The 25,663-nt window shown below is 67.6% G+C and carries 20 protein-coding genes; 13 read left to right on the forward strand and 7 right to left on the reverse strand.

Annotated features, from left to right (window positions below; translation table 11 throughout):
- Positions 1-569 precede the first annotated feature (569 nt).
- From recB to HZR81_RS18670, 3 genes are all read left to right on the forward strand, one after another.
- Positions 570-4,118, forward strand: coding sequence for an exodeoxyribonuclease V subunit beta (gene recB, locus HZR81_RS18660; RefSeq protein WP_500128937.1), 3,549 nt, complete (start codon positions 570-572; stop codon positions 4,116-4,118).
- 130 nt (positions 4,119-4,248) lie between these two features.
- Complete coding sequence (gene recD, locus HZR81_RS18665; protein WP_500128938.1) at positions 4,249-6,102, forward strand: exodeoxyribonuclease V subunit alpha; 1,854 nt, start codon at positions 4,249-4,251, stop codon at positions 6,100-6,102.
- Between the two features lie 130 nt (positions 6,103-6,232).
- On the forward strand, positions 6,233-6,676 hold the full coding sequence (locus HZR81_RS18670; protein WP_500128939.1) for a hypothetical protein: 444 nt from the start codon (positions 6,233-6,235) through the stop codon (positions 6,674-6,676).
- Here the strand turns inward: HZR81_RS18670 and HZR81_RS18675 are convergent, their stop codons facing one another.
- Positions 6,677-7,603, reverse strand: a complete 927-nt coding sequence (locus HZR81_RS18675; protein ID WP_500128947.1) for an AEC family transporter — start codon at positions 7,601-7,603, stop codon at positions 6,677-6,679. It lies immediately after the preceding gene.
- Positions 7,604-7,751: 148 nt separating this feature from the next.
- Here HZR81_RS18675 and HZR81_RS18680 point away from each other — a divergent pair, with 148 nt between their 5' ends.
- The gene (locus tag HZR81_RS18680) at positions 7,752-8,966 is read left to right on the forward strand and encodes a GGDEF domain-containing protein (RefSeq protein WP_102838945.1); all 1,215 of its coding nucleotides are present in this window, start codon (positions 7,752-7,754) and stop codon (positions 8,964-8,966) included.
- A 24-nt stretch (positions 8,967-8,990) separates the two neighbouring features.
- Here the strand turns inward: HZR81_RS18680 and HZR81_RS18685 are convergent, their stop codons facing one another.
- Positions 8,991-9,392 carry an acyl-CoA thioesterase gene (locus HZR81_RS18685; RefSeq protein ID WP_003286782.1) on the reverse strand — a complete coding sequence of 134 codons (402 nt, stop codon included), beginning with the start codon at positions 9,390-9,392 and terminating at the stop codon, positions 8,991-8,993.
- A gap of 223 nt (positions 9,393-9,615) precedes the next feature.
- Here HZR81_RS18685 and HZR81_RS18690 point away from each other — a divergent pair, with 223 nt between their 5' ends.
- The 5 genes from HZR81_RS18690 (at position 9,616) to phoU (ending at position 16,516) form a co-directional block, all read left to right on the forward strand.
- On the forward strand, positions 9,616-10,581 hold the full coding sequence (locus HZR81_RS18690; RefSeq protein ID WP_125867275.1) for a PstS family phosphate ABC transporter substrate-binding protein: 966 nt from the start codon (positions 9,616-9,618) through the stop codon (positions 10,579-10,581).
- A gap of 161 nt (positions 10,582-10,742) precedes the next feature.
- Complete coding sequence (locus tag HZR81_RS18695; protein WP_500128940.1) at positions 10,743-13,019, forward strand: ABC transporter permease subunit; 2,277 nt, start codon at positions 10,743-10,745, stop codon at positions 13,017-13,019.
- Positions 13,020-13,100: 81 nt separating this feature from the next.
- Entirely contained in the window at positions 13,101-14,717 is a 1,617-nt protein-coding gene (pstA, locus tag HZR81_RS18700; RefSeq protein WP_185749497.1) for a phosphate ABC transporter permease PstA, read from the forward strand.
- Between the two features lie 97 nt (positions 14,718-14,814).
- Positions 14,815-15,642, forward strand: coding sequence for a phosphate ABC transporter ATP-binding protein PstB (gene pstB, locus HZR81_RS18705; RefSeq protein WP_048330189.1), 828 nt, complete (start codon positions 14,815-14,817; stop codon positions 15,640-15,642).
- Between the two features lie 145 nt (positions 15,643-15,787).
- Positions 15,788-16,516: a phosphate signaling complex protein PhoU gene (gene phoU / locus HZR81_RS18710; RefSeq protein WP_125867269.1), complete on the forward strand. Its 729-nt coding sequence runs from the start codon at positions 15,788-15,790 to the stop codon at positions 16,514-16,516.
- A 55-nt stretch (positions 16,517-16,571) separates the two neighbouring features.
- Here the strand turns inward: phoU and HZR81_RS18715 are convergent, their stop codons facing one another.
- Positions 16,572-17,486, reverse strand: coding sequence for a LysR family transcriptional regulator (locus HZR81_RS18715; RefSeq protein WP_500128941.1), 915 nt, complete (start codon positions 17,484-17,486; stop codon positions 16,572-16,574).
- A gap of 88 nt (positions 17,487-17,574) precedes the next feature.
- Between HZR81_RS18715 and HZR81_RS18720 the strand changes: the two genes are divergently transcribed.
- Entirely contained in the window at positions 17,575-18,498 is a 924-nt protein-coding gene (locus HZR81_RS18720) for a DMT family transporter (RefSeq protein WP_500128942.1), read from the forward strand.
- A 134-nt stretch (positions 18,499-18,632) separates the two neighbouring features.
- On the opposite strand, the gene HZR81_RS18725 is transcribed toward HZR81_RS18720, so the two are convergent.
- The 3 genes from HZR81_RS18725 to HZR81_RS18735 form a co-directional block, all read right to left on the reverse strand.
- A complete protein-coding gene (locus tag HZR81_RS18725; RefSeq protein WP_500128943.1) occupies positions 18,633-20,006 on the reverse strand; it encodes a DUF3482 domain-containing protein in 1,374 nt (457 codons plus the stop codon).
- Positions 19,999-21,393: a DUF2868 domain-containing protein gene (locus HZR81_RS18730; RefSeq protein WP_500128944.1), complete on the reverse strand. Its 1,395-nt coding sequence runs from the start codon at positions 21,391-21,393 to the stop codon at positions 19,999-20,001. The genes HZR81_RS18725 and HZR81_RS18730 overlap by 8 nt, the downstream gene beginning before the upstream one ends.
- A gap of 92 nt (positions 21,394-21,485) precedes the next feature.
- Entirely contained in the window at positions 21,486-22,601 is a 1,116-nt protein-coding gene (locus HZR81_RS18735) for a glycerophosphodiester phosphodiesterase (protein WP_208216975.1), read from the reverse strand.
- A 148-nt stretch (positions 22,602-22,749) separates the two neighbouring features.
- Here HZR81_RS18735 and HZR81_RS18740 point away from each other — a divergent pair, with 148 nt between their 5' ends.
- On the forward strand, positions 22,750-23,265 hold the full coding sequence (locus HZR81_RS18740; RefSeq protein WP_095460281.1) for a dihydrofolate reductase: 516 nt from the start codon (positions 22,750-22,752) through the stop codon (positions 23,263-23,265).
- An 87-nt stretch (positions 23,266-23,352) separates the two neighbouring features.
- The gene (locus tag HZR81_RS18745) at positions 23,353-24,000 is read left to right on the forward strand and encodes a YitT family protein (protein WP_102838936.1); all 648 of its coding nucleotides are present in this window, start codon (positions 23,353-23,355) and stop codon (positions 23,998-24,000) included.
- Here the strand turns inward: HZR81_RS18745 and HZR81_RS18750 are convergent.
- The gene (locus HZR81_RS18750) at positions 23,993-24,448 is read right to left on the reverse strand and encodes a metallophosphoesterase family protein (RefSeq protein WP_003282804.1); all 456 of its coding nucleotides are present in this window, start codon (positions 24,446-24,448) and stop codon (positions 23,993-23,995) included. The two genes, HZR81_RS18745 and HZR81_RS18750, sit on opposite strands and share 8 nt — an antisense overlap.
- Before the next feature lie 97 nt (positions 24,449-24,545).
- Between HZR81_RS18750 and HZR81_RS18755 the strand changes: the two genes are divergently transcribed.
- Complete coding sequence (locus HZR81_RS18755; RefSeq protein WP_500128945.1) at positions 24,546-25,658, forward strand: NAD(P)/FAD-dependent oxidoreductase; 1,113 nt, start codon at positions 24,546-24,548, stop codon at positions 25,656-25,658.
- Positions 25,659-25,663 lie beyond the last annotated feature (5 nt).

A 25,663-nucleotide genomic window follows, 5' to 3' on the forward strand; every position in this document is an offset into this window, starting at 1 on the left:
CCGGTGCAAAGAGAAAGTAACCAAAGAGAAAGCACACCCCGCATCCGGCCCCGGCTGCGCCGGGGTTCCCTCGTTCCATCGCTGCTCCAGGGGCACGCTCCGAAGGGACGTCCCTGTCCCTTCGGAGCTCTCGCGGCGTCCATGCCGCTCGACCCCTTGCGCATCGACTCCACTCGGCCTCCTGAGGGGCCCCAGTTCGCGACGCCAGCTCATGTCGGTATCCGTGCTTTTCGCGGTGGCATCGGCTTCTTGTTTTTCAGGCGCAGGCGCTGTCAGGCGACTCATGAATCCCCTTCAGGAGGCCGAGCGCAGGCGTTGTGTAGGGGGACGCGAGGCATGGATGCCGAGCGAGGCGCGAAGGGACAGGGACGTCCCTTCGCGGCGTGCCCCCGGAGCAGCGCCGGAGCGAGGGAAGTCTGGCCGCGCAGCGGCCAGACCCGGATGTTGGGGTGCCCTTCTTCTTGCTTACTTCTTCTTGGGCAAGCAAGAAGAAGTAAGGCGCCCGGCGGGGCGCAACCCGAGGGTGCGGCCAGCACTGCAAAGTCGGCTTTGACTCGGAGGATCAAGCCATGAAACTCGACCTCCTCGACTCGCCCTTCGACGGCCGCTCGCTGATCGAAGCCAGCGCCGGCACCGGCAAGACCTGGACGCTCACCGCGCTCTATGCGCGTCTGCTGCTGGAGCGCCAGCTCTCGGTGGGGCAGATTCTGGTGGTTACCTACACCACCGCCGCCACCGCCGAGCTGCGCGAGCGCATCCGCGCGCGGCTGGCCGATCTGCTGGCGGTTTATGAGGGCACGCCGAGCAGCGATGACTTCCTCAATCGCCTGCACGCCCGCTATCCGGACGACGCCTCGCGGCGGCGCCTGTTGCTGGCGGTGCACGGCTTCGACGAGGCGGCGATCTTCACCATCCACGGCTTCTGCCAGCGCGCCCTGCAAGACGCCGCCTTCGAGGCCGGCGGCGACTTCGACAGCGAGCTGACCGCCGATGACCGCGAGATCATCGACGCGCTGCTCGCCGATGCCTGGCGCAGCGAGCTGGCCGATGCCGACCCGGCCTGGGCACGCTTCCTGGCCAAGAGCCGGATCACTCCGCAGTGGTTGCGCCAGCGTCTGCGCAGTCATCTGGGCAAGCCCTATCTGCGGGTCGAGCCGCAGGGTGCGCCGGTCGTGGCCGATCTGCGCCCGGTCGAGGCGGCCTGGCAGCGGGCTGCCGAGTTGTGGAAGCAGGCGGGCAGCGCCTGGATCGCCGAACTGCTGGCGCATGGCGGGCTCAGCCAGAGCACGCACAAGAGCGTCAAGTTTGCGCCATGGCAGGCAGAACTGGATGCCTATTTCGCCGATCCGGCGGTGATGTTCGACCTGCCTGAGGGCGCGGCGAAGTTCGGCGTACGTGCACTGAGCAAGGCCTGCAAGAAGGGCTTCGACGCGCCGGTGTGCGAGCTGGCCCAGGCCCTGGACGAGCTGGCCGATCAGGTGGCCGAGGCACTGCCGGCCGGCAAGCAGCGGCTGATTGCCCTGCAGGTGGCGCTGCTCGAGCGGCTCAACCGCGAGTTGCCTGAACGCAAGGCGGCGCAGCGGCTGCTGGCCTTCGACGACCTGCTGAATCGTCTGGATCAGGCACTGCAAGGCCCGGTCGGCGAGGACCTGGCGGCCTCGCTGCGTGCGACCTATCCGCTGGCGCTGATCGACGAGTTCCAGGACACCGACCCGATCCAGTACGCCATCTTCGACCGCATCTATGCCAAGGGCCGTGATGCCTCGCTGTGCTTCGTCGGCGATCCCAAGCAGGCGATCTACGCCTTCCGCGGCGCGGACCTGGCCACTTACATGACGGCCAAGCAACAGGCCGATCGCGAACCCTTCAACCTGCCGACCAACTACCGCTCGACGCCCGAGCTGATCGCCGCGCTCAACCAGCTGTTCGACCATCCGCAGCCGTTCGCCCAACCCGACCTGCGTTATCCAGCGGTAGGCGCGGCCGACAAGCCGCGTGCGAGCCTGCGTCTGGCAGAGGAGGGCGAGGCGGCGCCGCTGTCGCTGGTCTGGCTCGGCGACGATCCGCTGGGCAAGGCCGAGGCCGCGCAACTGGCCGCGGCCGACACGGCGCGACGCATCGCCGTGCAGCTGGCCGCCGCCGCCGAGGGCCGCGCCGGCTTCGCGCAGGGCGACCGGTTCACCCCACTCAAGGGCGGCGATATCGCCGTGCTGGTGGCCAATCACCGCCAGGCCGGAATGATCGCCGATGAGCTGGCCGCGCGTGGCGTGCCCAGCGTACGCCGCGGGCGCGACAGCGTCTGGCGCAGCGAAGAAGCCGGCGAACTCGCCGCGGTGCTTGCCGCCTATGCCGAGCCGGGACGCGAGGGTCTGCTGCGGCATGCCCTGGCGACGCGCCTGCTGGGCCGCAGCGCCGCCGATCTCGCCCGCTGCCAGGATGACCAGCATGAATGGGACGCCGAGCGCGAAGCCGCCGAGCGCTATCACCAGCTCTGGCAGCAGCAGGGCTTCATGCGCGTGTTCCGCGCCTGGCTCGACGAGCAGGCGGTGGCCGAACGGCTGTTGACTCGGGTCGACGGCGAGCGTCGGCTGACCAACCTCTTGCACCTCGGTGAATTGCTGCAGGCCGAGAGCCTGCTGCGCCCGGGGCTGGAGCCGCTGCTCGCCTGGTTCAATGCCCAGCGCGGCAGCGAAGGCGCCGGTGAAGAAGCGCTGCTGCGCCTGGAAAGCGATGCCGAACGGGTGCAGATCGTCACCATCCACACCAGCAAGGGTCTGGAATACCCCTTGGTGTTCTGCCCGTTTCTCTGGGACGGCAAGCTGCTCGGCAAGAACCTCGACAATGCCCGTTGTCACGATGCCGATGGCCACCCGCTGCTGGACCTGGGCAGCGGCGAACTGGAGGACAACCTCGAACGCGCCCGTCAGGAGGTGTTCGCCGAACAGCTGCGGCTGGCCTACGTCGCCCTGACCCGCGCGCGTGACCGGCTCTGGCTGCACTGGGGGCCGGTGAGCCTGCCCAAGGCGAAGAAGGATGGCAGTCTGCCCGACGAAGGCTTGCACAGCAGCGCCCTGGCCTGGCTGCTGCACGGCCGCGAACTGCCGGGCGAGCAGCCACTGACGGAGCTGGGCAACCACCTGGCTGGTCTCAACGGCGGTAGCCTGCGTCTGGCCATCGAGCGGCTGGTCGCCACGAGCGACGGGCGCATGGCCTGCCTGCCGCTCGAGTCGCGTGAGGCCAGCACCCAGGGCAGCAGCCGCGCAGCGCCGCCCGAGCAGCTGGCGCAGCTCAACCGCAGCCTCTACAGCGCCTGGCGCATCGGCAGCTTCTCCGGGCTGGCCGCCGGCATGCACATGGAAGCGCCGGACCGCGACGCCCTGGCGATGCCCGATGCCGGCGAGCCGGGCAGCGGCTTCTTCGCTTTTCCACGCGGTGCGCGGGCCGGTACCTGCCTGCATGCCATCCTCGAGGACTGGGCGCGGGGCAAGGGCGAGCTGGCCCAGCTGGTCGAGCCGGCGCTCAAGGCCTATGGCCTGCCCCTGGACTGGCGGGACATCGCCACGGCTCAGCTGGAGCGGGTGCTGCAGACCGATCTGGACGGCGCCGGTTTGACCCTCGCCAGCCTGCAGGCCGCGCGCCGGCTGCCGGAGCTGGGCTTCACCTTCCCGGTGCGCGAGCTGGACGTGGTGCGCCTGCGCGCCTTGCTGACCGACCCTGCCAACGGGCTGGCCGCACCGCTGCGCGAGGCCGCAGCGCGGCTGGAATTCGACAGCCTCAAGGGCTTTCTCAAAGGCTTTATCGACCTGACCTTCGAGCACGGCGGCCGCTGGTACATCGCCGACTACAAGTCCAACTGGCTCGGCCCGGACGCCAGCTACTACGGCGGCGAGCGGCTGCTGCAGGCGCTGGCGGGCGAGCACTACTACCTGCAATACCTGATCTATCTGGTGGCGCTGCGCCGCTTCCTGCGCCAGCGTCTGGCAGATTTTCGCGACGAGCAGCTGGGCGGTGCCTTCTACCTGTTCCTGCGTGGCATGCCCGAGGCCGGCGTCTACTTCGCGCGGCCGGACGATGCGCTGCTCGATGCGCTGGATCGACTGTTCGAGGAGGGACGGTGATGCAGGCCCGTTCCGGTGTCTTCGCTGGCGGGCTGAAGCCCACCCTACGGCCTTCGTCGATGCCTGTAGGGTGGGCTTCAGCCCACCGTTGCGACCGCCACCCTACACCTCCTGTATCGAGGCTTACCCGATGACCCTGCCTGCAGAGCTACCCTTCGGCCCGTTGGAACGCGCCTTCATTGCCAGCCTGCAACGCCTTGAGCCAGAGGCGTCCGAGCCGGTGCTGCTCGCCGCCGCGCTGTGCTGCGAGGCGCTGTCGGCCGGCGATGTCTGTCTGCCGCTGGAACGCCTGGCTGGCAGGCGGCGCTGGCCCGATGTCGATCTCAGCATGCCGTCACTACCCGTCTGGCGTGCCCAGCTCGAAGCCTCTTCATTGGTCGGTACGCCAGATGACTATGCGCCGCTGACCCTGGTCGGCGACCGGCTCTACCTGGCCCGCTACCAGGCCTACGAACAGCAGCTGGCCGAACAGCTGCTGGCCCGCGCCGGCGATGCGCCCGAGGTGGACGAAGTACGGCTCGCCGAGAGCCTGGCGCGGCTGTTCGCCTTCAATCAGCAGCGCCCCGACTGGCAGCGCCTGGCCGCCGCGCAGGCGGTACGCCGGCGCCTGGCGGTGATCTCCGGCGGTCCCGGCACCGGCAAGACCACCACCGTGGTGCGCCTGCTGGCGGCGCTGCTCGAGCAGCCTGGCGGCGAGCGCCTGGCCATCGGACTCGCCGCACCCACCGGCAAGGCCGCCGCGCGCATGGCCGAGGCGATCCGCAACGCCAAGGCCGAGCTGCCGGTCAGCGATGCGGTGAAAGAGGCCCTGCCGGACGAGGCGCGGACCCTGCACCGTCTGCTCGGCAGCCGCGGCGACAGCCCCCGCGTGCGCCACGATGCGGCCAATCCGCTGGCGTTGGACGTGCTGGTGGTGGACGAGGCGTCGATGGTCGACCTGGCGCTGATGGCCAAGCTGGTCGTCGCGCTGCCGCCGAAGGCGCGGCTGATCCTGCTCGGCGACAAGGATCAGCTGGCCGCCGTGGAGGCCGGTGCGGTGTTCGCCGAACTCTGCGAAGGCCGTGGCTTCGATGCCGGGGCGGCAAGCGAGCTGGAGCGCATCACCGGCCAGCCCGTGCCGGTCGAGACGCCGCGCTCGCGCCTCGGCGATGCGGTGGTGCTGCTCACCCACAGCCACCGCTTCGCCGGCGACAGCGGCATCGGCGAGCTGGCGCGGCGGATCAACGCCGGCGATGCGAAAGGCACCGTCGCGCTGCTGCAGGAAGGTCGTGCGGATCTCGCCTGGAACGCGACGCCCAGCCCGACCGCCTTGATCGAGCGGCTGGAGCAGGGTTACGGCGGTTACCTGCAGGCTGCGCGGCAGGGCGATCCAGGCCCGGCGTTCGAGGCCTTCAACGGTTTCCGGGCGCTGACTGCGCAACGCGAGGGCCCGTTCGGCGTGACCGGTATCAACGAGGCGCTGGAAACACGCTTCAGGCGTCGCCTCGGCGTGCCGGCCCGCGAACGCTGGTATCCCGGCCGTGCGGTGATGGTCCGGCAGAACGACTACGCGCTGGGGCTGTTCAACGGCGATATCGGCCTGTGCCTGAAAACCGAGCAGGGCCTGCGGGTGTTCTTCGAGGGTGACGACGGTTACCGCGGCTTCGCGCCGGCACGGCTGCCGAGCCACGACAGCGCCTTCGCCATGACCGTGCACAAGAGCCAGGGCTCGGAATTCACCGAGGTGCTGCTGGCCTTGCCGGATCAGCCGAGCCCGCTGCTGACCCGCGCGCTGTTCTACACCGGCATCACCCGCGCCAAGCGCCGGGTGGAGATCTGGGCGCTGCCGGCACGTCTGGCCGAAGCGGTCAGCACCCGCGCCGAGCGCGCCGCCGGACTGGCCGAGCGGCTGGTTCTGGCGGGTGCCGTGGCCGATGCCGATGCGGTGCCGGAAGCCCCGATCAGTGCGGCGCCAGCCGAGGGCGATCAGCTCAGCCTGTTCTAAAAGCGTGCGCGGCTGCTCGAAGCCGGCACGATCGCGGCTCATCGCCTCCGTTTCGTGAAGCGGTTGTGGGTTTGGCTGGCGCAATTCTGTTCCGATGCGCGTTCGCCGAAAGCCGATACCAGGACTCGCGATGAAAACCTTCTTTCTTCTGCTCTGGGGCGCGCTCAGCCTGACAATCAGTACCGCGGCGCTGCGTGCGCTCTGGCTCGAGCCGTCGCTGGCCAGCGGTTTCGCGCTGCTGCTGGTCGTCTACTACATCGTCTGCTTCTTCCAGCTCATCCGTGCCGCCTATTTGCCGTGGGGGCTGCTGGGTGCCTACCGGCGTGCCGGCTATTGGCTGTGCCTGATCCTGCTGCCGCTGACGCTGATTCCGCTGCATGCCGCCTACGAGATATGGCAGCAGGGCGGCTACGTCGCGGCCGAAGCCTCGCTGCATACCGAGTGGCTGCACCTGCTGCTCGGCTGGTTGCAGGACGCCCTCGGTTACCTCGGGCCGCTGCTGGTGCTGTGCGCCGTGGGCATCGGCCTGGCGCTGATGCTGCTGCGCCTCCTGCGCGGACAGGTGGCGCGCTGATCAGCCGTTCAGCAGGGTCAGTACCAGCGGCAGGCTGGCCGCGGCCAGCAGTGTCTGCAGGGTGATGATGCCCGCCATCAGATGACTATCACCGCCCAGCTGGCGGGTCAGCACGTAAGCGGTCGGCGCGGTGGGCAGTGCGAAGAACAGCACCAGGATGGTCGTTTCCATATCCGGCAAGCCGAGCACCCGTGCCACGCCGAAGGCCAGCAGCGGCACGGCCAGCAGGCGTACTGCGCTGTTCCAGCCCAGCGCTGGAATCTCCCCGCCCAGTTCCTGCGGCTTTAGCGCCGCACCGACACAGAGTAGGCCCAGCGGCAGGCTGGCAGCCGCTAGCAGGCCCAGCAGCCGGTCGGTGCCGCCCGGCAATCCCAGCCCTGACAGGTTCACCAGCGCGCCGGTCAGGCAGGCCAGGATCAGTGGATTCTTGGCGATCGGCAGCAACAGACCGCGCACGCTGACGCCGCGCTCGGCGGTCAGCGCCCAGACCGACATCACGTTCACCGTCGGCACCATCAACGCCAGCATCAGGGCCGCCAGGGCCAGGCCGTCCTTGCCGAACAGGCTGCCCACCGCGGCAAGACCGAGATAGGTGTTGAAGCGCAGCACGCCCTGGGTGATGGCACCGAAACGCCCGGCTGACCAGCCGCGCAGACGCTTGGCGATCAGCAGCCCGACCCAGGCCAGACCGAGGCCGAGCAGCACGGCGCCGGCCAGCCGTGGCAACGCGGGGTTGTCCAGCGGTGCGGTGGCCAGGCTGCTGAACAGCAGGGCAGGAAAGAGCAGGAAATAGTTGATGCGCTCGGCGCCGGGCCAGAACTCGGCACTCGGAAAGGCGCGCAGGCGCAGGAAATAACCGGCGACGATCAAGGCGAATAGCGGCCAGAGGGCAAGCAGAAGGGTGGTCACGCGGATACATCCAGCAATGCATGTAGCGCGATCTTCGATGCTTGAAACGTCCAGTGCAAGCGCTCTGTCCAAAGACCAGGCTGTCCGCCACGACGCCCGTCGGACGGTTCCGATCGGCTGCTGGCGTAGTGATATCATCGCCGTCATCGAATTTGCGGGTTCTTCCATGCGACATACCACCGATCAAGCTGCGACCGAGGGCTTTCGCGAGACGCCTTACGGCCGCCAGCTGCACGGCGGCTTTCGATTGCTTCGCTTCAGGCCGCAACTCGAGCACGAATTCCGCGCCTATCTCGACGGCCAGGCCCGGGCATCGCAGCGGCTTGCGGCGCTGCTGCTGATCGTCGCGGTATCCGGCTACCTGTACTTCGAGCACCGCTATTTCCAGCTGGATGATACCGACTGGCTGGGTACGCTGACCCTGCTGCGGCTGCTACAGATCGTGCCGGGCATCGTCGTGCTGGTGCTGTCGTTCTACAGCCGTACCTTTCGCGCCCAGGCCAATCGGATATTTCCCGCGTTGCTGGTGCTGATCGGTGTGATCGCAGCATTCATCGACATCCGCTTCGAGGCGCTGGATGCCCCGCTCAACTTCCAGTACGGCGCCGGGCTGCTGATCGTCAGCTCGTTCTTCTTTCTCGGCGTGACCTTCTGGGTGGCACTCCTGGGTGCGTTACTGATCGTGCTGCTGGACGTGCTCATGGCGTACCTGATCCTGACGCCGGCACAGTTGCCGCAGCACTGGATCGCGGTCAGCTATTACACGCTGCTGCTGATCATCGGTGCCGTCAGTCGCTACCTGCACGAGTACTCCCAGCGCGAGCAGTTCCTGATGCGCCAGCTACTGAGCTGGGTGGCCGAGCACGATGCCCTGAGCGGTCTGGCCAATCGACGCAGCCATGATCGGGCGCTCGACCAGCGAATCGCCCAGGCGCGCCGGGATCGCCGCCCCCTGAGTCTGCTGCTGCTCGATCTGGATGACTTCAAGGCCTACAACGACGCGTTTGGCCACCCGGCCGGCGACGCACTGATTCGCACGTTCGGTGAACTGCTGGCAGGTTTCGCACGACGTCCGCTGGATCTGGCAGCACGGGTGGGCGGAGAGGAGTTCGCGCTGCTGTTGTACAACTGCGACAGCGCAGCGGCACAACGCATTGCGCGGCAGGTGATCGCGGCGCTGGCCGCGCTTGAACTCCGACACCCGCGTGATGCGGCATTGCGGGTTGGGGTCAGTATCGGTGTGGCGACCCTGCAGGAGGGGCAGCGGGCCGAACAGCTCTATCAGTGTGCCGACCGTGCACTGTACCGGGCCAAGACGAGCGGCAAGAATTGCTTCGTCCTGGCCAGTGGGCGGCCGGGCGCCGACGTGCCGACGGCCTAACTGTGGAAAACCAGTGTGCTGGTCTCAGCGGCGCGGGGTAACGGGGCGGGTACGGCCGCTGCCGTCGATGGCGACGAAGACGAACACCGCTTCGGTGACCTTGCGCCACTCGCTGGACAGCGGATCGTCGCTCCACACTTCCACCAGCATGCGAATCGAGCTGCGCCCGACTTCCAGCGTCTGGGTATAGAAGGACAGCTGCGCGCCGACCGCTACCGGCACCATGAACGCCATGCGATCGATGGACACCGTGGCGACACGCCCGCCGGCCACGCGGCTGGCCATCGCGGTACCGGCCAGGTCCATCTGCGACACCAGCCAGCCACCATATATATCGCCGAAACCATTGGTTTCCCTGGGCAGCGCGGTGAGCTGCAGCGCCAGGTCGCCCTGCGGGATCGGATCTTCCTGTTCGTATTCGTTCATCGGTCGGACTCGCGGCGCGTTTGTTGTTCTGGCGCGAAATGCCCGCGCTAGCGCGGGCGATGGCGCCGAGTATAACGGCTGTGAACCGCCACAGCGACCGCACCAGGTCAATGCTGCACGTGGTCATGAGATTGTCACACTTGATTCATAGAGTGTTCACACGGCCTGCAGATACTGGCCCCCGTTCCAACACACTCGAGCACACACCTGCTAGGAGCAAGGTATGAAACTGAATCGTTTGATGGCGGCCCTGACCTTCGTTGCCGCTGGCGTTGGCGCCGCGAGCGCAGTCGCTGCTGTAGACCCGGCGCTGCCGAGCTACCAGAAGACCTCCGGTGTTTCCGGCAACCTGTCCAGCGTTGGTTCCGACTCCCTGGCCAACCTGATGACCCTGTGGGCCGAAGAGTTCAAGCGCAGCTATCCGAACGTCAATATCCAGATCCAGGCTGCCGGCTCCTCCACCGCGCCGCCCGCGCTGACCGAAGGCACCTCGAACATGGGCCCGATGAGCCGCCCAATGAAGGACAACGAGATTCAGGCCTTCGAAGAGAAGTACGGCTACAAGCCGACGGCTGTGCCGGTAGCGATCGACGCCCTGGCGGTGTTCGTGCACAAGGACAACCCCATCAAGTCGCTGGACATCGAGCAGGTCGATGCCATCTTCTCCAGCACCCGTCTGTGCGGTGGCGAGAAGGACATCACCACCTGGGGCGACCTGGGCATGACCGGCGAGTGGGCGGCCAAGCCGATCCAGCTGTTCGGTCGTAACTCGGTATCCGGCACCTACGGCTACTTCAAGGAAGAGGCCCTGTGCAAGGGTGACTTCAAGTCGAACGTCAACGAGCAGCCGGGTTCGGCCTCGGTGGTGCAGTCGATCTCCAGCACCCTGAACGCCATCGGTTACTCGGGCATCGGCTACAAGACCTCCAGCGTCCGTGCGGTACCGCTGTCCAAGGGTGGCGAGGCCTTCGAGGCCAACGAAGAGAACGCTCTGGCCGGCAAGTTCCCGCTGGCTCGCTTCTTCTACGTCTACGTCAACAAGGCGCCGAACAAGCCGCTGAGCCCGATCGACGCCGAGTTCCTCAAGCTGGTGCTCTCCAAGCAGGGTCAGGAAGTCGTGGTCAAGGACGGCTACATCCCGCTGCCGAAGAAGGTGGTCGACAAGACCATGCAGGAGCTGGGTCTGTAAGACCCGCGTAACGGCCGGCGCCCACTGCGCCGGCCTTGCGCAGATGCCCGCCACGCTGAACGCGCTGGCGGGCATCGTCGCGTCACCTGGCTGTAACTTTTCTGTCACACGGCTTTATTAGATTAGGCGCCCCGAAGGGCCGCTCGGCCCAGGAGCCTGGCATGAACGACATGGACAACATGACCGCGAATTCCGATGTGCAACGGCTGGACTTCAACACGCCGGCACTGCAGCGCAAGCGGCGCATACGCGCGCTGAAAGACCACCTGGCGCGCTGGTACGTGTCCATCGGCGGCCTGGCCGTGCTGGGCGCCATCACCCTGATCTTCTTCTATCTGGCGCAGGTCGTGCTGCCGATGTTCCAGGGCGCCGAGCTGGAGGCCAGCAAGGCTCAGCAGCCGGCCTGGCTGGCCGATGCCGGCAAGCCGCTGCTGCTGGCCATCGAGGAGCAGAACCAGGTCGCCCTGCGTCTGGGCGAGGACGGCCAGGCGCGTTTCTTCAGCCTGCGCGACGGTGCGCTGCTGACGAGCAAGCCCCTGCCGCTGCCGGAAGGCAGCCGCATCGTCTCGGTGGGCCAGGACACCCCCGGCACCCGCCGGCTGGTGCTCGGTCTGGACAATGGCCAGGCCCTGGTGCTGGAGCACAACTACAAGGTCACCTACCCGAACAACCAGAAGACCATCACCCCCGAGCTCGCCTATCCCTTCGGCGAGGCGCCGCTTGAGCTCGATCCGGAAGGCCGCCCCATCGAGCGCGCCGCCATCAGCCTGAACGGCAAGACCCTGCTGGTCGCCGGCGCCACCGGCAGCGCGCTGCATGCCCAGCGCATCGCCAGCAGCGAGAACCTGCTGACCGGCGAGGTCACGCTTGAGCAGGAGCGCCTGAACCTGCCGCAGCTGGCCGAGCCGATCCGTCAGCTGCTGATCGACCCACGGCACATGTGGCTTTACGCGATCAGCGGCAAGGCCAGCGCGGATGTCTTCGACCTGCGCCGCAAGCAGCTCAACGGTCGTTACAAGCTGGTCGGCGACGGCAGCGAGATCACCAGCGTCAGCCCGCTGCTGGGCGGCATCTCGCTGATGGTGGGCGACTCCAGGGGCAGCATCGGCCAGTGGTTCATGGTGCGTGCCGCCGATGGCCAGGCCGAACTGAAGAACGTGCGCAACTTCAAGCTGGGCAGCAGCCCGATCCGCCAGATCCTCCCGGAGGAGCGCCGCAAGGGCTTCCTCGCCCTGGACGACAGCGGCAGTGTCGGCATCTTCCACAGCACCGCACACCGCACGCTGCTCAAGGAGCCGGTCGCCGATGGCGCCGCGCTGGCGGCCATGTCGCCGCGCGCCACACGTCTGCTGCTGGAGTCGGCGCAGGGGCTGCAGCGCTTCGTCATCGACAACCCGCACCCGGAGATTTCCTGGAGCGCGCTGTGGGGCAAGGTCTGGTACGAGAGCTATCCGGAGCCCGATTACGTCTGGCAGTCCACCTCAGCCAACAGCGATTTCGAACCCAAACTGAGCCTCGCGCCGCTGGCCTTCGGGACGCTCAAGGCAGCCTTCTACGCCATGCTGCTGGCGGCCCCGCTGGCCATCTGCGCGGCGTTCTATACCGCCTACTTCATGGCGCCGTCGCTGCGCCGCAAGGTCAAGCCGGTGATCGAGCTGATGGAAGCACTGCCGACGGTGATTCTCGGCTTCTTCGCCGGCCTGTTCCTCGCGCCATTCCTGGAGAACCACCTGCCGGGTATCTTCAGTCTTCTGCTCCTGATGCCGGTGGGTATTCTCTTCGCCGCCTGGACCTGGAGCCGCCTGCCGCAAAGCGTGCGCCTGGCGATCCCGGAAGGCTGGGAAGCGGTGCTGCTGATCCCGGTGATCCTGCTGGTGGGCTTCGGCTCGCTGGAGATCAGCGGGCACCTGGAGAACTGGTTCTTCGGCGGTGACATGCGCCTGTGGCTGTCCAACGACATGGGTATCCCGTTCGACCAGCGCAACGCCCTGGTGATCGGCCTGGCGATGGGTTTCGCGGTGATCCCGACCATCTACTCGATCGCCGAGGACGCGGTGTTCAGCGTGCCGCGCAGCCTCACCCTTGGCTCGCTGGCCCTGGGTGCGACGCCCTGGCAGACGCTGACCCGCGTGGTGCTGCTGACCGCCAGCCCTGGCATCTTCTCGGCGCTGATGATCGGCATGGGCCGCGCGGTGGGCGAGACGATGATCGTGCTGATGGCCACCGGCAACACGCCGATCATGGAAGCCAACATCTTCGAAGGCATGCGCACCCTGGCCGCCAACGTCGCGGTGGAAATGCCTGAATCCGAGGTGGGTGGTACCCATTACCGCGTGCTGTTCCTCGCCGCGCTCGTCCTGCTGATGTTCACCTTCGTGATGAACACTCTGGCCGAGCTGATTCGCCAGCGCCTGCGCGGCAAGTACGCCAGCCTGTAACCCGATTTCGCCAAAAGGTATCGATCCGTGAAAAAGGATTCGTTGAACAGCTGGGTCAAGAGCGGCACGCCCTGGATCTGGATGAACGCCGGCGCGGTGTCCATCGCCGTGATCATGACCCTGGGGCTGCTGGCGATCATCGCCGTGCGCGGTCTGGCGCACTTCTGGCCGGCCGACGTGATCGTCGCCGACTACAGCATGCCCGGCGCCGAGATGCGCGTGCTGGCCGGCGAGGTGGTGCAGGCCGAGGAAGTGCCACGGGCACGCCTGGCTGCCAGCGGGCTGCCGGTGAACGTCGAGGGCGGCGAGTTCATGACCCGCGAGCTGCTCAAGGTCGGCAACCGCGAGGTGTACGGCGCGGACTTCTCCTGGGTGATCGGCGAATGGCTGAGCAACCAGCGCAAGCCGGCCGAGCTGATGGTGCTGGAGCGTCGCGAGTGGGGCAACTTCTATGGCTATCTGCTCAACGTCAAGGAAGCCGGCCAGCTGGTCGCCGAAGGCGATGCCGCCTGGGGCGAGCTGCAGCATCGGATCGATCGGGTCGACCAGCTGCATGCGCAGATCTCGCGCATCGAGAAGGTGGAGATCGGCCGCATCAACCATGGCCTCGAACGCCTGCGTCTGAAGACCCGCAAGCTGGAGCTGGACGACCGTCTGGATGCGGCCGCCCAGGCCGATCTGGACGCCGAGCGCGCCCAGTGGGATGCCGAGTACCGGGTACTGGAAGACAAGCTGGTGGCGCTGCAGCAGCAGTTCAACCGCGACAGCATCACCGTGCGCACCGCCGACGGCCGCGAGCAGGAGATCACCCTCGGCAAGGTGGTGCGGGCGTTCCAGCCCAATGCCATGTCGACGCCGCAGAAGCTGATGTTCTACTTCGCCAAACTGTGGGAGTTCGTCAGCGACGAGCCGCGTGAGGCGAACACCGAAGGCGGCGTGTTCCCGGCGATCTTCGGTACCGTGCTGATGACCCTGATCATGGCGGTGATCGTCACCCCGTTCGGTGTGATCGCCGCGGTCTACCTGCGCGAGTACGCCAAGCAGGGCCTGCTCACCCGGATCATCCGCATCGCGGTGAACAACCTCGCCGGGGTGCCGTCGATCGTCTATGGCGTGTTCGGTCTGGGCTTCTTCGTCTACGTGCTGGGCGGCTCGCTGGATCGGCTGTTCTATCCCGAAGCCGCACCGGCGCCGGTGTTCGGCACGCCTGGCCTGATGTGGGCCTCGCTGACCCTGGCCATCCTCACCCTGCCGGTGGTGATCGTCGCCACCGAGGAAGGCCTGGCGCGCATCCCGCGGATGATCCGCGAAGGCTCTCTGGCTCTCGGCGCGACCAAGTCCGAGACGTTGTGGAAGGTGGTGCTGCCGATGGCCAGCCCGGCGATGATGACCGGCCTGATCCTCGCCGTGGCGCGTGCCGCCGGCGAAGTGGCGCCGCTGATGCTGGTCGGCGTGGTCAAGCTGGCGCCGAACCTGCCGCTCAACGGCAACTACCCCTATCTGCATCTGGACCAGAAGATCATGCACCTGGGCTTCCACATTTACGACGTCGGCTTCCAGAGCCCCAACGTCGAGGCGGCGCGGCCGCTGGTCTACGCCACCGCGCTGCTGCTGGTACTGGTGATCGCCACGCTCAACTTCAGCGCGATCTACATCCGCAACCACCTGCGCGAAAAATACAAGGCGCTGGATCATTGATTGGCGCCGCCAGCCGCATCGTGGGCTTCCGAGGGAAGCACCCGGCGCAGATGGCGGCCTGTAGCTTGCAGCCCGAGGCTGCAAACGGAGCGAGCACATGCAAACCACCACCCATTCGATCGACATCTCGGCCCTGGGCCGCGACAAGCGCAGCCTGAGCCTGGCCAACGAGCAGGTCGCCATCGAGGTGCCCGACCTCAGCCTGTTCTATGGCCAGAAGCAGGCGTTGCACAACGTCAGCATGAACATTCCGCGCCAGCGCGTGACCGCCTTCATCGGCCCGTCCGGCTGCGGCAAGTCGACCCTGCTGCGCTGCTTCAACCGCATGAATGACCTGGTCGACGGCTGCCGCATCGAAGGTGCCATCAACCTCGACGGGCAGAACATCTACCAGAAGGGTGTGGATGTGGCCGACCTGCGCCGCCGCGTCGGCATGGTGTTCCAGAAGCCCAACCCGTTCCCCAAGAGCATCTACGAGAACGTGGTCTACGGCCTGCGCATCCAGGGTATCAAGCAGAAGCGCGTGCTCGACGAGACCGTCGAGTGGGCGCTCAAGGGCGCGGCGCTGTGGGACGAGGTCAAGGATCGCCTGCACGAGTCGGCACTCGGCCTCTCCGGTGGTCAGCAGCAGCGTCTGGTGATCGCCCGCACTATCGCCGTGCAGCCGGAAGTGCTGCTGCTCGATGAGCCGAGCTCGGCCCTCGACCCGATCTCCTCGCTGAAGGTCGAGGAGCTGATCTACGAGCTCAAGGCCAAGTACACCATCGTCATCGTTACCCACAACATGCAGCAGGCCGCGCGGGTGTCCGACTACACGGCGTTCATGTACATGGGCAAACTGATCGAGTACGGCGATACCGATACGCTGTTCACCAACCCGGCCAAGAAGCAGACCGAAGACTACATCACCGGCCGCTACGGCTAGCCGGCCATGGCAAACCGCGCTGCGCGTTGTCGGCGGCGCTTGCCGTACTCGTTTGTACTGTCTGCGCGCCGCCTCCTAGCGCAGCACGTTTTGCCAAGGGCCGGCTCGTCCGGCGAGAGAACCACAGTTTCGCAAGGGCTCGATGATGATCAGCAAAGACAGCCACACCCAACACATTTCCCAGCAGTTCAACGCCGAGCTGGAGGAGGTGCGCAGCCACCTGCTGGCCATGGGCGGGCTGGTGGAGAAGCAGGTCAACGACGCGGTCACCGCGCTGATCGAGGCCGATTCGGGGCTCGCCCAGCAGGTCCGTGAGGTGGATGACCAGATCAACCAGATGGAGCGCAATATCGACGAGGAATGCGTGCGCATCCTCGCCCGCCGCCAGCCGGCGGCCTCCGATCTGCGCCTGATCATCAGCATCTCCAAGTCGGTAATCGATCTCGAGCGCATCGGTGACGAGGCGACCAAGATCGCCCGCCGCGCCATCCAGCTGTGCGAGGAAGGCGAGTCACCCAAGGGTTACGTCGAGGTGCGTCACATCGGCGACCAGGTGCGCAAGATGGTGCAGGAGTCGCTGGACGCCTTCGCCCGCTTCGATGCGGACCTCGCGCTGTCGGTGGCGCAGTACGACAAGACCGTCGACCGCGAGTACAAGACCGCCCTGCGCGAGCTGGTCACCTACATGATGGAAGACCCGCGCTCGATCTCCCGCGTGCTCAGCGTGATCTGGGCGTTGCGCTCGCTGGAGCGCATCGGCGACCACGCACGCAACATCGCCGAACTGGTGATCTACCTGGTGCGCGGCACCGACGTGCGCCACCTCGGCCTGGCACGCATGGCCGAGGAAGTGGAAGGCACCAAGGAGCGCTGACAGGCGCGCCGGTAGCGGTGGGCGCCAGCCCACTGTCTGCGGATGCGCGTTGCGCTCAGCTGGCTATCAATGCCTCGCTCAGATAGTCGATCAGCGCACGTGTCTTCGGCGGCAGGTGGTGATTCTGTCGCCATAGCAGCCAGGCCGCGCCCTGGTAGGAGCCGGTGTAGCGCCACTGCGGCAGCACTTCGCGCAGCTGCCCGTCGGCCAGCGCCTGGGCAGCGGTGAAATGCGGCAGGCAGGTGATGCCCAGGCCTGCCAGCGCCACCAGTAACCGGGCCTCGCTGTGGTTACTGATGTAGCGACCGCGCACCGTCACCGTTTCCTGTTGCTCGCCGCGGCGCAGGTGCCAGCGATTGTCTCCCGCCGTTTCCCCCAGATACAGGCAGCTGTGGCGCAGCAGGTCCTGCGGATGCTGTGGCTCGCCGTGGCGCTGCAGGTAGTCGGGGCTGGCGCAGAGCAGTTGGCGCACCGGCCCGAGCGGCTTGCCGGCCAGGCCTTCGGGTGGGTTGTCGGTGACCTGCACCAGCAGGTCGAAACCGTCCTCGATCAGGTCCGGGCCCTGGTCACTGATCCGCAGCTGTACATCGACCTCGGGGTAGCGCTGGAGAAAGGTCGGCATCAACGGCCCGACGACGAACTTGCCATAGGCCTTCGGCACGCTCAGGCGCACCAGCCCGCGCGGGCTGCGCATCAGCCGCTCGCCGATGGCGACGGCGGAGTCGGCCGCATCGAGCATGTCCCGGCAATGCTGGTAGAACTCCGCCCCGGCCTCGTTCAGCCGCAGCTGGCGTGTGGTGCGTTCCAGCAGGCGCAGCGCCAAGGCCTGCTCCAGCCGTGCCACCTGGCGGCTCACCGCCGACGGTGTGCTGCCCAGCAGGCGCGCGGCGCCGGAGAAGCTGCCGGCCTCGACCACCCGCACGAATACGGCCATGTAGGGCAGCAGGGCTGCGCTGTCATTCGTTCCCATGCGGAACAGGTCCTGTGCTGTTTCGCTGGATTATCGACCGTGGCGGCAGGCCCGACAATCAGCGCCTGATTGGTGCGGGGATTCGAACATGAAAGGCACGTTGAGACAGGGGCTGTGGCTGGCCGATGGCATGCTGCTGACGGTGGCGCTGATCTGGGGCAGCAGCTATGCGGTGGCCAAGCAGGCGCTGCTGTTTTACCCGGTGCTGGGTTTTCTGGCGATCCGCTTCGGCCTGACCTTTGTCCTGCTGCTGCCGCAACTGCGCGGCGCCGGTCGCCGGGCGCTGCGCTCCGGCCTGCCGCTGGGGCTGGTGATGCTGGCGATCTTTCTCTGCGAGACCTGGGGCGTGATGCTGACCAGCGCCAGCAATGCGGCGTTTCTGATCAGCCTGTGCGTGGTGATCACGCCGTTCATGGAGTGGCTGCTGCTGCGCCAGCGGCCGCACAACACGCTGTTCCTCGCCTGCGCGCTGTCGCTGGCGGGCGTCTGGCTGCTGACCGGCGGGCCGCAGCTGTCGCTCAATCTCGGCGATGCGCTGATGCTGGCCGCCGCGTTGCTGCGCGCGGTGCTGGTCTGCCTGACCCGGCGATTGACGGCCGGCCGGGAAATTTCGGCACTGGCGCTGACTGCGGTGCAGAGTGGAGTCGTTGCGGCGGGCTGCATCCTGCTCGGCGTGTCGCTGCCGGGCGGACTGCCGGCGCTGCCGGTGGAGCCGGGCTTCTGGTTCGGCACGCTGTATCTGGTGCTGTTCGCCACGCTGTTCGCCATGTTTGCGCAGAACCGCGCGCTGGGGCGCAGCAGCGCAACGCGGGTGTCGCTGCTGATGGGCTCCGAACCGCTGTTCGGCGCGATCATCGCTGGTGTCTGGCTGGGTGAGCAGCTGGGGCCGATGGGCTGGGCGGGTGGGTTGCTGATCATGCTGGCGACACTGTGCACCTTGCGGGTCGCACGTGCGCCGGTGCCGGCCGCCAATGCGCGATGCGCGCGGATGCACGGTGAAATGCTCGGTTAGTCCCTGTCTTGCCGATCTCGCCACCGATCATGCGGCAGACGCCACAGGGGTAGGGTGGGCTTCAGCCCACCGACAACCCCGCGCACGCCACCCGCTGGTGGGCTGAAGCCCACCCTACGCTCCACCTGATCGGCTCAGTTTTGCTGCAGTTGAGTTTCCAGCTCGTCCAGCGCCGTCTGGCGCTCGCCGTCCTGCAGGCGGGCGCCGGGGTTGAGCGAGGACCACTCGGGATGCGCGCGACAGCGTTGCAGGGCTTCGGGCAGCTTGCCCTCGCGCCAGCCCTGATCCTGCGGGGTGGCCAGGCGGATCGCCTCTGTGGCGGCGTGCCCCCGAATCGCAAGCACGGCCAGCAGTTGACGCTGGCGCAGGGCGAGCAGGCGCAGTACGGCGTCGTCGACGCTCAGCTCGCGCTGCCCCTTGAGCTTGCCGAGCAGGCGATTGCCATAGTGCCGCGCGGTCTGCGCGCCGCCGCCGGCGATGGCGCCGAGCAGCGCCGCGGCGCCGAGGGTGATGCCGCCGACCATCAGGTCGACCCCGGCACCGGCCGCGGCACCTGCGGCCATGCCGCCGCCGATCTTCACGCCCAGCTGCTTGAGGGTTTCGGGGTTGAACAGGTCGTCGCCCCAGCGCCCGTCGAGCAGCGGCAGATCACTGGCCGCTGCATCGTCCTGGCGAAAGGCATACAGGCGCAGCAGCGCCTCGACGCAGCGCTGCTCGCGGCGGCGCACGGCATCGTGCAATTCACGAATGGCGCCGCGCTCCAGTTCCGGCTGTGCGGCCACGCTGCGTCGGCAGGCGGCGACATCCACCAGCAGTTCGGCGATCAGTCGCTGGCCGCTGGCCAGGCGTGCGGCAGCCTGGGCCTCGTGGTCCTCGATCAGTCGCTGCAGCTTGGGGCGCGCCTGTTCCAGCAGCAGCGCCAGGCTTTCGTACAGCCGGCGCTCACCGTCCACGGGTGGCGCCACGCTGTCGAAGCGCACCAGTGCATGCAGGCCGAGGCGGGCCAGGGCCTGACGCCATTCCTCGTCGCGGTGCCCCGGCTGGGCGACGAAGTTGAGCACCGGCAACAGCGGCTTGCCGCAGCCGGCGAGCACCGCCAGCTCGTCCTTGTACTTGGCCAGCACCGGCTCACGGGCGTCGATCACGTAGAGCCCGGCGTCGCTGGCCAGCAGCTGACGCAGCACCTTGGCTTCCTGCTCGAAGCGCTGGCGTGCCTCGCTGCCGTCGAGAAAGCGCGCGGTGCGTGCCGGGCCGTCGAGGCGCTCACCGGGACGGTCCAGCCGTTCGAGGTAGTCGAGCAGGGCGATGGCATCTTCGAGGCCCGGGGTGTCGTAGAGCTCCAGCAGCGGCTCGCCGTCCACCGACAGCCGCGCACCCTCGACGTGGCGGGTGGTGCTCGGCCGGTGCGAGACCTCACCAAAGCCTGCGTCACGGGTCAGGGTGCGCAGCAGCGAGGTCTTGCCGACATTGGTATGGCCGACAACGGCGAGCTTCAGGGCTTCAGTCATGTCCGCTCTCCAGCCAGCCCAGCGGCGTCGTGTTGGAATGGGGCAGGCCCAGGCTGTCCAGCGCCAGGTGCCAGTCATCCAGACGCGCGCTGTCCAGCGCCTCGCCGGGTGGTGCCTGCAGCAGCCAGACCCGTGTCGCTGCGGCACAGCGCGACAGTTCGCCGATCAGCGCCAGCGTGCCTCGGTCGGGTGAGCGTCGCGGATCACAGGCGACGGCTAGGCGTGCCGGCGGAAAGCGGGTGAGTTGATCGAGCAGCCGTCGGCGCCCCTCGCGGTCGTCGAGGATGCCGGCATCGGCGATACCCTTGGACAGAGCCGGCGGCCACGGGCGGCTGCCGTCCAGCTCGATGGCCACCAGCACGGCGCCAGCGCTGCCATCGAGCTGAGCGCCGGCGCTGGGCGCGTGCAGTTGGGCGGGCGCCGCATCACGGATGCCGAGGCGCTCGCTGGGTGGCTGCAGGCGTTCGCGCAGCAGGCGGTAGGTCGGCAGGTTCAGATCGAGGGTCAGCGCAGCCCGCCCACGCCGCCAGCGCCACAGGCAGAGGCTCGCCAGCAGCAGTCGCGGCAGCAGGCCGTAGACCAGCAGCACGCCGACCAGCCAGCCGGCCCAGCGTTGCCGGGCGCCGTCCAGATCGCCGGCGAGTGCGCCGCTGGCGCGGATCTGCTCGACATCCGGCACGCTGAAGCCGAGCAGGGCCGGTAGCGCGCCGAAGGCCTGGGTCAGGCCGACGAAGGCGTTCTCGCCGAGGATGGTGGTTTCCCAGACGAAGCCGTAGCGGCGGGTCGCCAGCAGGGCGAGGAGGGTGAGCAGGGCGCTGGCCATCGCCAGCAGCCATAGGGCGTGCACGCCGGTTCCCAGCAACCAGCGGCCGAGTCGGCGCTGATCCAGCACGCTCAGCAGCGCTGGGGCCAGCTGCGCGGCGCGGGCATCACGGGCGAGCTTTTCGCTCAGCCAGAGCCACAGCCGCCCCAGCGCGCCGCTGCTGGCACCGGTCAGCAGCAGGCCGAGCAGCCAGCCGAACAGGGTCAGCAGGTTCAGCCCGAGCAGGCTGCCCAGCGCCCAGAACACGTTGACCGGCCGCTGCCCGTCGCCGAGCGCGGCGAAGGCCAGCCCGGCACCGGTGAAGAGCGCCAGCAGGATCAGCGCGAGCGCGCCCAGGCGGGCGCCCTGACGCCAGTGCCGGAGCGCCTCGATGAGCCCGTCACGGTGCGCCAGCCAGAGCGCGCGGCGCTCGATCAGCGCCGGCAGATCGCCGCCGTGGGTACGGGCCTGGCGGTTGGCCTCGTCGTCGTCCAGCGGCCCGGCATGCTCTTCACGCAGGCGCACGGCTTCGGTCAGCCAGATTCGGTCGAGCGGAGTGAGATCGGGAGAGGGGCGGACGGTCACGCGGCTTCTCGCTGGTGGGTCGAGCCCTGAGGATAACCGCTGCCGCGCGGAACGGGGAAACGGGGAGCCGTTGCGGCTCCCCGCTGTGGTCGTCAGTCGGCGTTGCGCAGGCGCACGGCGATATCCGGCTGGTCGATGAACAGGCCATCAATGCCGGCATCGAGGAAGGCGCGGATCTCCGCTTCGCTGTCGCCGCGCTCGTGGCGCTTGTCGCTGCTGCGCAGGTTGGCCGGGAGGAAGGCGTTTTCTGCGCGGAAGGTGTACGGGTGGACCTTGAGCCCGACCGCATGGGCGGCGGCGACGAAGCCGGTCGGCGTGCCCAGATTGCCGTTGCCGTCACGCGGAATGATGTAGCTCTTCTCCGGGCCGACGCCGGCGGCGTAGCGGGAGATGGCCTTGAGCCCGGCGGGGGTGGCCATCTGCGCGTAGGTCAGCTTGGTCCCGCGCACCTGCTGGTCATACGGCTGGCCGGAGCTGAACAGCTGCACCAGACGCAGCCGGGTCAGGCGGCTGAGGGTCTTGAGGTTGTCCACCTCGAACGACTGGATATACACCGGCGCGTGGCGCCCGACGTAGCCGTTGCGGGTGAGGATGCGCACCAGCGGCTTCTCCATGGCCAGGCCGAGCTGCTGGAAATGCGTCGGATGCTTGGTTTCCGGGTACAGGCCGATGCGCCGGCCCTGGCTGAGCTGCAGCGTTTTCACCAGGTCTATGATCTCCTGCAGGGTCGGAATTTCCAGGCTGCCGTCCATGCGGGCATTGCCCGGGCGGATATCCGGGATGCGCTCGATGGCGCGCAGGGTCTTCAGCTCGGCGAGGGTGAAGTCTTCGCTGAACCAGCCGGTGAGGGTGACGCCGTCGACCTGCTGGGTGCGCTTGCGATCGGCAAACTCGGGGCGCTGGGCGACATCGGTGGTCAGGCCCAGCTCGTTGTCGTGGCGGGCGACGATATGGCCGTCACGGGTCATCACCAGGTCCGGCTCGATGTAGTCGGCGCCCTGGAAAACGGCCAGGGCATAGGCGGCCAGGGTGTGCTCCGGTACATAGCCGCTGGCGCCGCGATGGGCGATCACCAGCGGGGTCGGCTCGCCCCGCGCAGCCTGGTGTTTCGCGGCGTGTTCATCCGGCGTAGCGAAGCCGGCGAGCGGTAGCAACAGGGTGCAGGCGGTGAGCCAGCGGCGAAGGGAAGCGGTGGTCTTGCGGGCCATTTCGGCATCTCCTCGGTTTGGATGTCACAGCCTGCGCCACTTGCATGACCGGACGTTGACGCTGCGTTGCCCCTTGCGTTGCAAAACGGTTAAACCGACGAACGGCTGGCGCTGCGGGAATCGGGGCCGCTCTGGTATTCTCGCCGCCATGAATCAGACCCGCCTTCCCCTCGCCATGATCGCCGCCCTCGCGCAGAACCGCGTGATCGGCCTCGACAACCGCATGCCCTGGCATCTGCCCGCCGATCTCAAGCATTTCAAGGCCATGACCCTTGGCAAGCCGATCATCATGGGTCGCAAGACCTGGGACTCGCTCGGCCGCCCGCTGCCGGGGCGGCTCAACCTGGTGGTCAGTCGCCAGGCCGATCTGCAGCTCGACGGCGCGGAAACCTTCACCGATCTGGATGCCGCGCTGGTGCGTGCCGAGCAGTGGGCGCGCGAGCAGGGTGTCGCCGAGCTGATGCTGATCGGCGGTGCGCAGCTGTACGCCCAGGCGCTGGGGCAGGCGCAGCGGCTTTACCTGACACGGATCGACGCGCAGCCCGAGGGCGATGCCTTCTTCCCGGTATTCGACGAGCACGAATGGCAGTGCATCGACAGCCAGCCGCATCCGGCCGAGGGCGAGGCGCCTGCGTATCGGTTCGAGACCTGGCAACGGCGCTGATCGGCGCCGTCTTTGCTTGATCGACGCCAAGTCCTTCCGTCTGCCCAGCTTCTATCCTTCGCAACAACCGTTTTCGAGACCCAGCCGATGCAAACCCGCGAATCCGACGTGCCGCAAGCCGAGCGCGTATCGGCGATCTTCGTTCGTCACCCGCTGTGGGAGGACGCTCTGGCGCTGCTCACCGGCACCGCGCTGGTCGCCCTTGGCGTCGCCTTCTACAGCCACGCCGGGCTGCTGACCGGCGGCACCGTTGGGCTGGCCTTTCTGCTCAAGTACCTGGCCGGCTGGTCGTTCGGCCCGGTGTTCTTCCTGCTCAACCTGCCGTTCTATGCACTGGCGATCTGGCGCATGGGCTGGAAGTTCACCCTGCGCACCGTCTGCGCAGTGGGGCTGGTCTCGCTGTTCGCCGAGCTGACCCCACAGTGGGTACGCTTCGCCGAGCTGAACGTGGTTTACGCCGCAGTGTTCGGTGGTTTCGCCATCGGCATCGGCCTGCTGATCCTGTTCCGCCATCGCGCCAGTCTTGGCGGGGTGAACATCCTTGCGTTGTTCCTGCAGGAGCGTTTCGGCCTGCGCGCCGGTACCTTCCAGATGGGCATCGACGCGCTGATCGTCATGGCCGCGGTGTTCGTCGTACCGGTGGACAAGGTCCTGCTGTCGGTACTCGGCGCCGTGGCGCTGAATCTGGTGCTGGCGATCAATCACCGCGCCGATCGCTACATGGGCGTCAGCTGAGGCTGATCAGCTCCACCTGCGCCTGGCCGTCGTTCAGCTCCAGCAGCGCCAGGCTGATTGGCAGGCTGAAGCGTCGCGGACCGGCGCTGCCCGGGTTCACGTAGAGCACGCCATCGCGCCGCTCGACCTTCGGTTTGTGCGAGTGGCCGGCGATCACCACGTCGACGCCGGCGGCAAGCGGGTCGATATCCAGCTGCTTGAGGTCGTGCAGCACGTGCAGGGTGAGACCCCCGATGCGCAGGTCGAGCCGTTCGGGCAGCACCTGCGCCCAGTCGGCCGTATCGATATTGCCGCGGATCGCCTCCAGCGGCGCGATGGCGCGCAGCCCGTCGAGCACCTGCGGTTTGCCGATATCGCCGGCGTGAATGATCTGGGCGCAGCCCTGCAGTGCCGCCACTGCCTCGGGGCGGAGCAGGCCGTGGGTGTCGGAGATCAGGCCGATGCGCATGCGGGTGTTCCCTTTAACTTCTTGGTCAGGTCATCCGACCCTTGGCCGACCGCTGTGGTTGCGGCAGGCTTGGGCTGTTCGGGTCGAGGAGTCTGGCATGGATCGGGTGGATTGCGTGGTGGTGGGCGCCGGGGTGGTCGGGCTGGCGGTGGCACGTGCGCTGGCGCTGGCCGGTCGCGAGGTGCTGATACTGGAAGCCGCGGCGGCCTTTGGCACCGCCACCAGCGCGCGCAACAGCGAAGTCATCCACGCCGGCATCTACTACCCGCAGGGCTCGCTCAAGGGCCGGTTGTGCGTGGCCGGGCGTCGCCAGCTCTACGATTTCTGCAACAGCCACGGCGTGGCCTATCGACGTTGCGGCAAGCTGGTCGTCGCCACCGACGAGGCCCAGATCGCTGCGCTGGAGCAATTGCGGCGGCACGCGCTGGCCAACGGTGTCGATGACCTGCAGCACCTCGATGGTCGCGAGGTGCTGGCGCTGGAGCCGGAAGTACAGGCGGTGGCGGGGCTGCTCTCGCCGAGTACCGGCATCATCGACAGCCACGCGCTGATGCTGGCACTGCTGGGCGATGCCGAGCGCCACGGCGCGGTGCTGGCACTGAACGCGCCGGTAACGGCGATCACGGTCGGCAGCGCAGGGTTGCAGGTCGAGGTGGGCGGCGCCGACCCGCTGCAGCTGCTGGCCCGCACCCTGGTGAATTGCGCCGGGCATGGTGCGCCCATCCTCGCCGCGCACACCTCCGGGTTGGACCCGACGGCGCGGCCGCGGCAGTTCTTCGCCAAGGGCAGCTACTTCAGCCTGAGCGGGCGCACGCCGTTTCGCCATCTGGTCTATCCGCTGCCTGAGCCCGGCGGCCTCGGTGTGCACCTGACCCTGGATCTGGCCGGGCAGGCGCGTTTCGGCCCGGACGTGCAGTGGGTCGAGGCGCTCGACTATCGCTTCGAGCCGGAACGGGCCGAGGGCTTCTACGCCGCGATCCGCCGTTATTGGCCGGCGTTGCCGGACGCTTCGTTGCAACCGGCCTACACCGGCATCCGTCCGAAGATCAGCGGCCCCGCCGAGGTGGCCGCGGACTTTCGCATCGACGGCCCGGCGCAGCACGGCATCGCCGGGCTGGTGAACCTGTTCGGCATCGAATCGCCGGGGCTGACTGCCTGTCTGGCGATCGCGGATTACGTGACGGCCCGGCTGCACGAGCCGCGCGCATAAAAAAA

This window comes from Pseudomonas sp. LM13 (assembly GCF_041381355.1).
GTDB lineage: Bacteria > Pseudomonadota > Gammaproteobacteria > Pseudomonadales > Pseudomonadaceae > Stutzerimonas > Stutzerimonas frequens.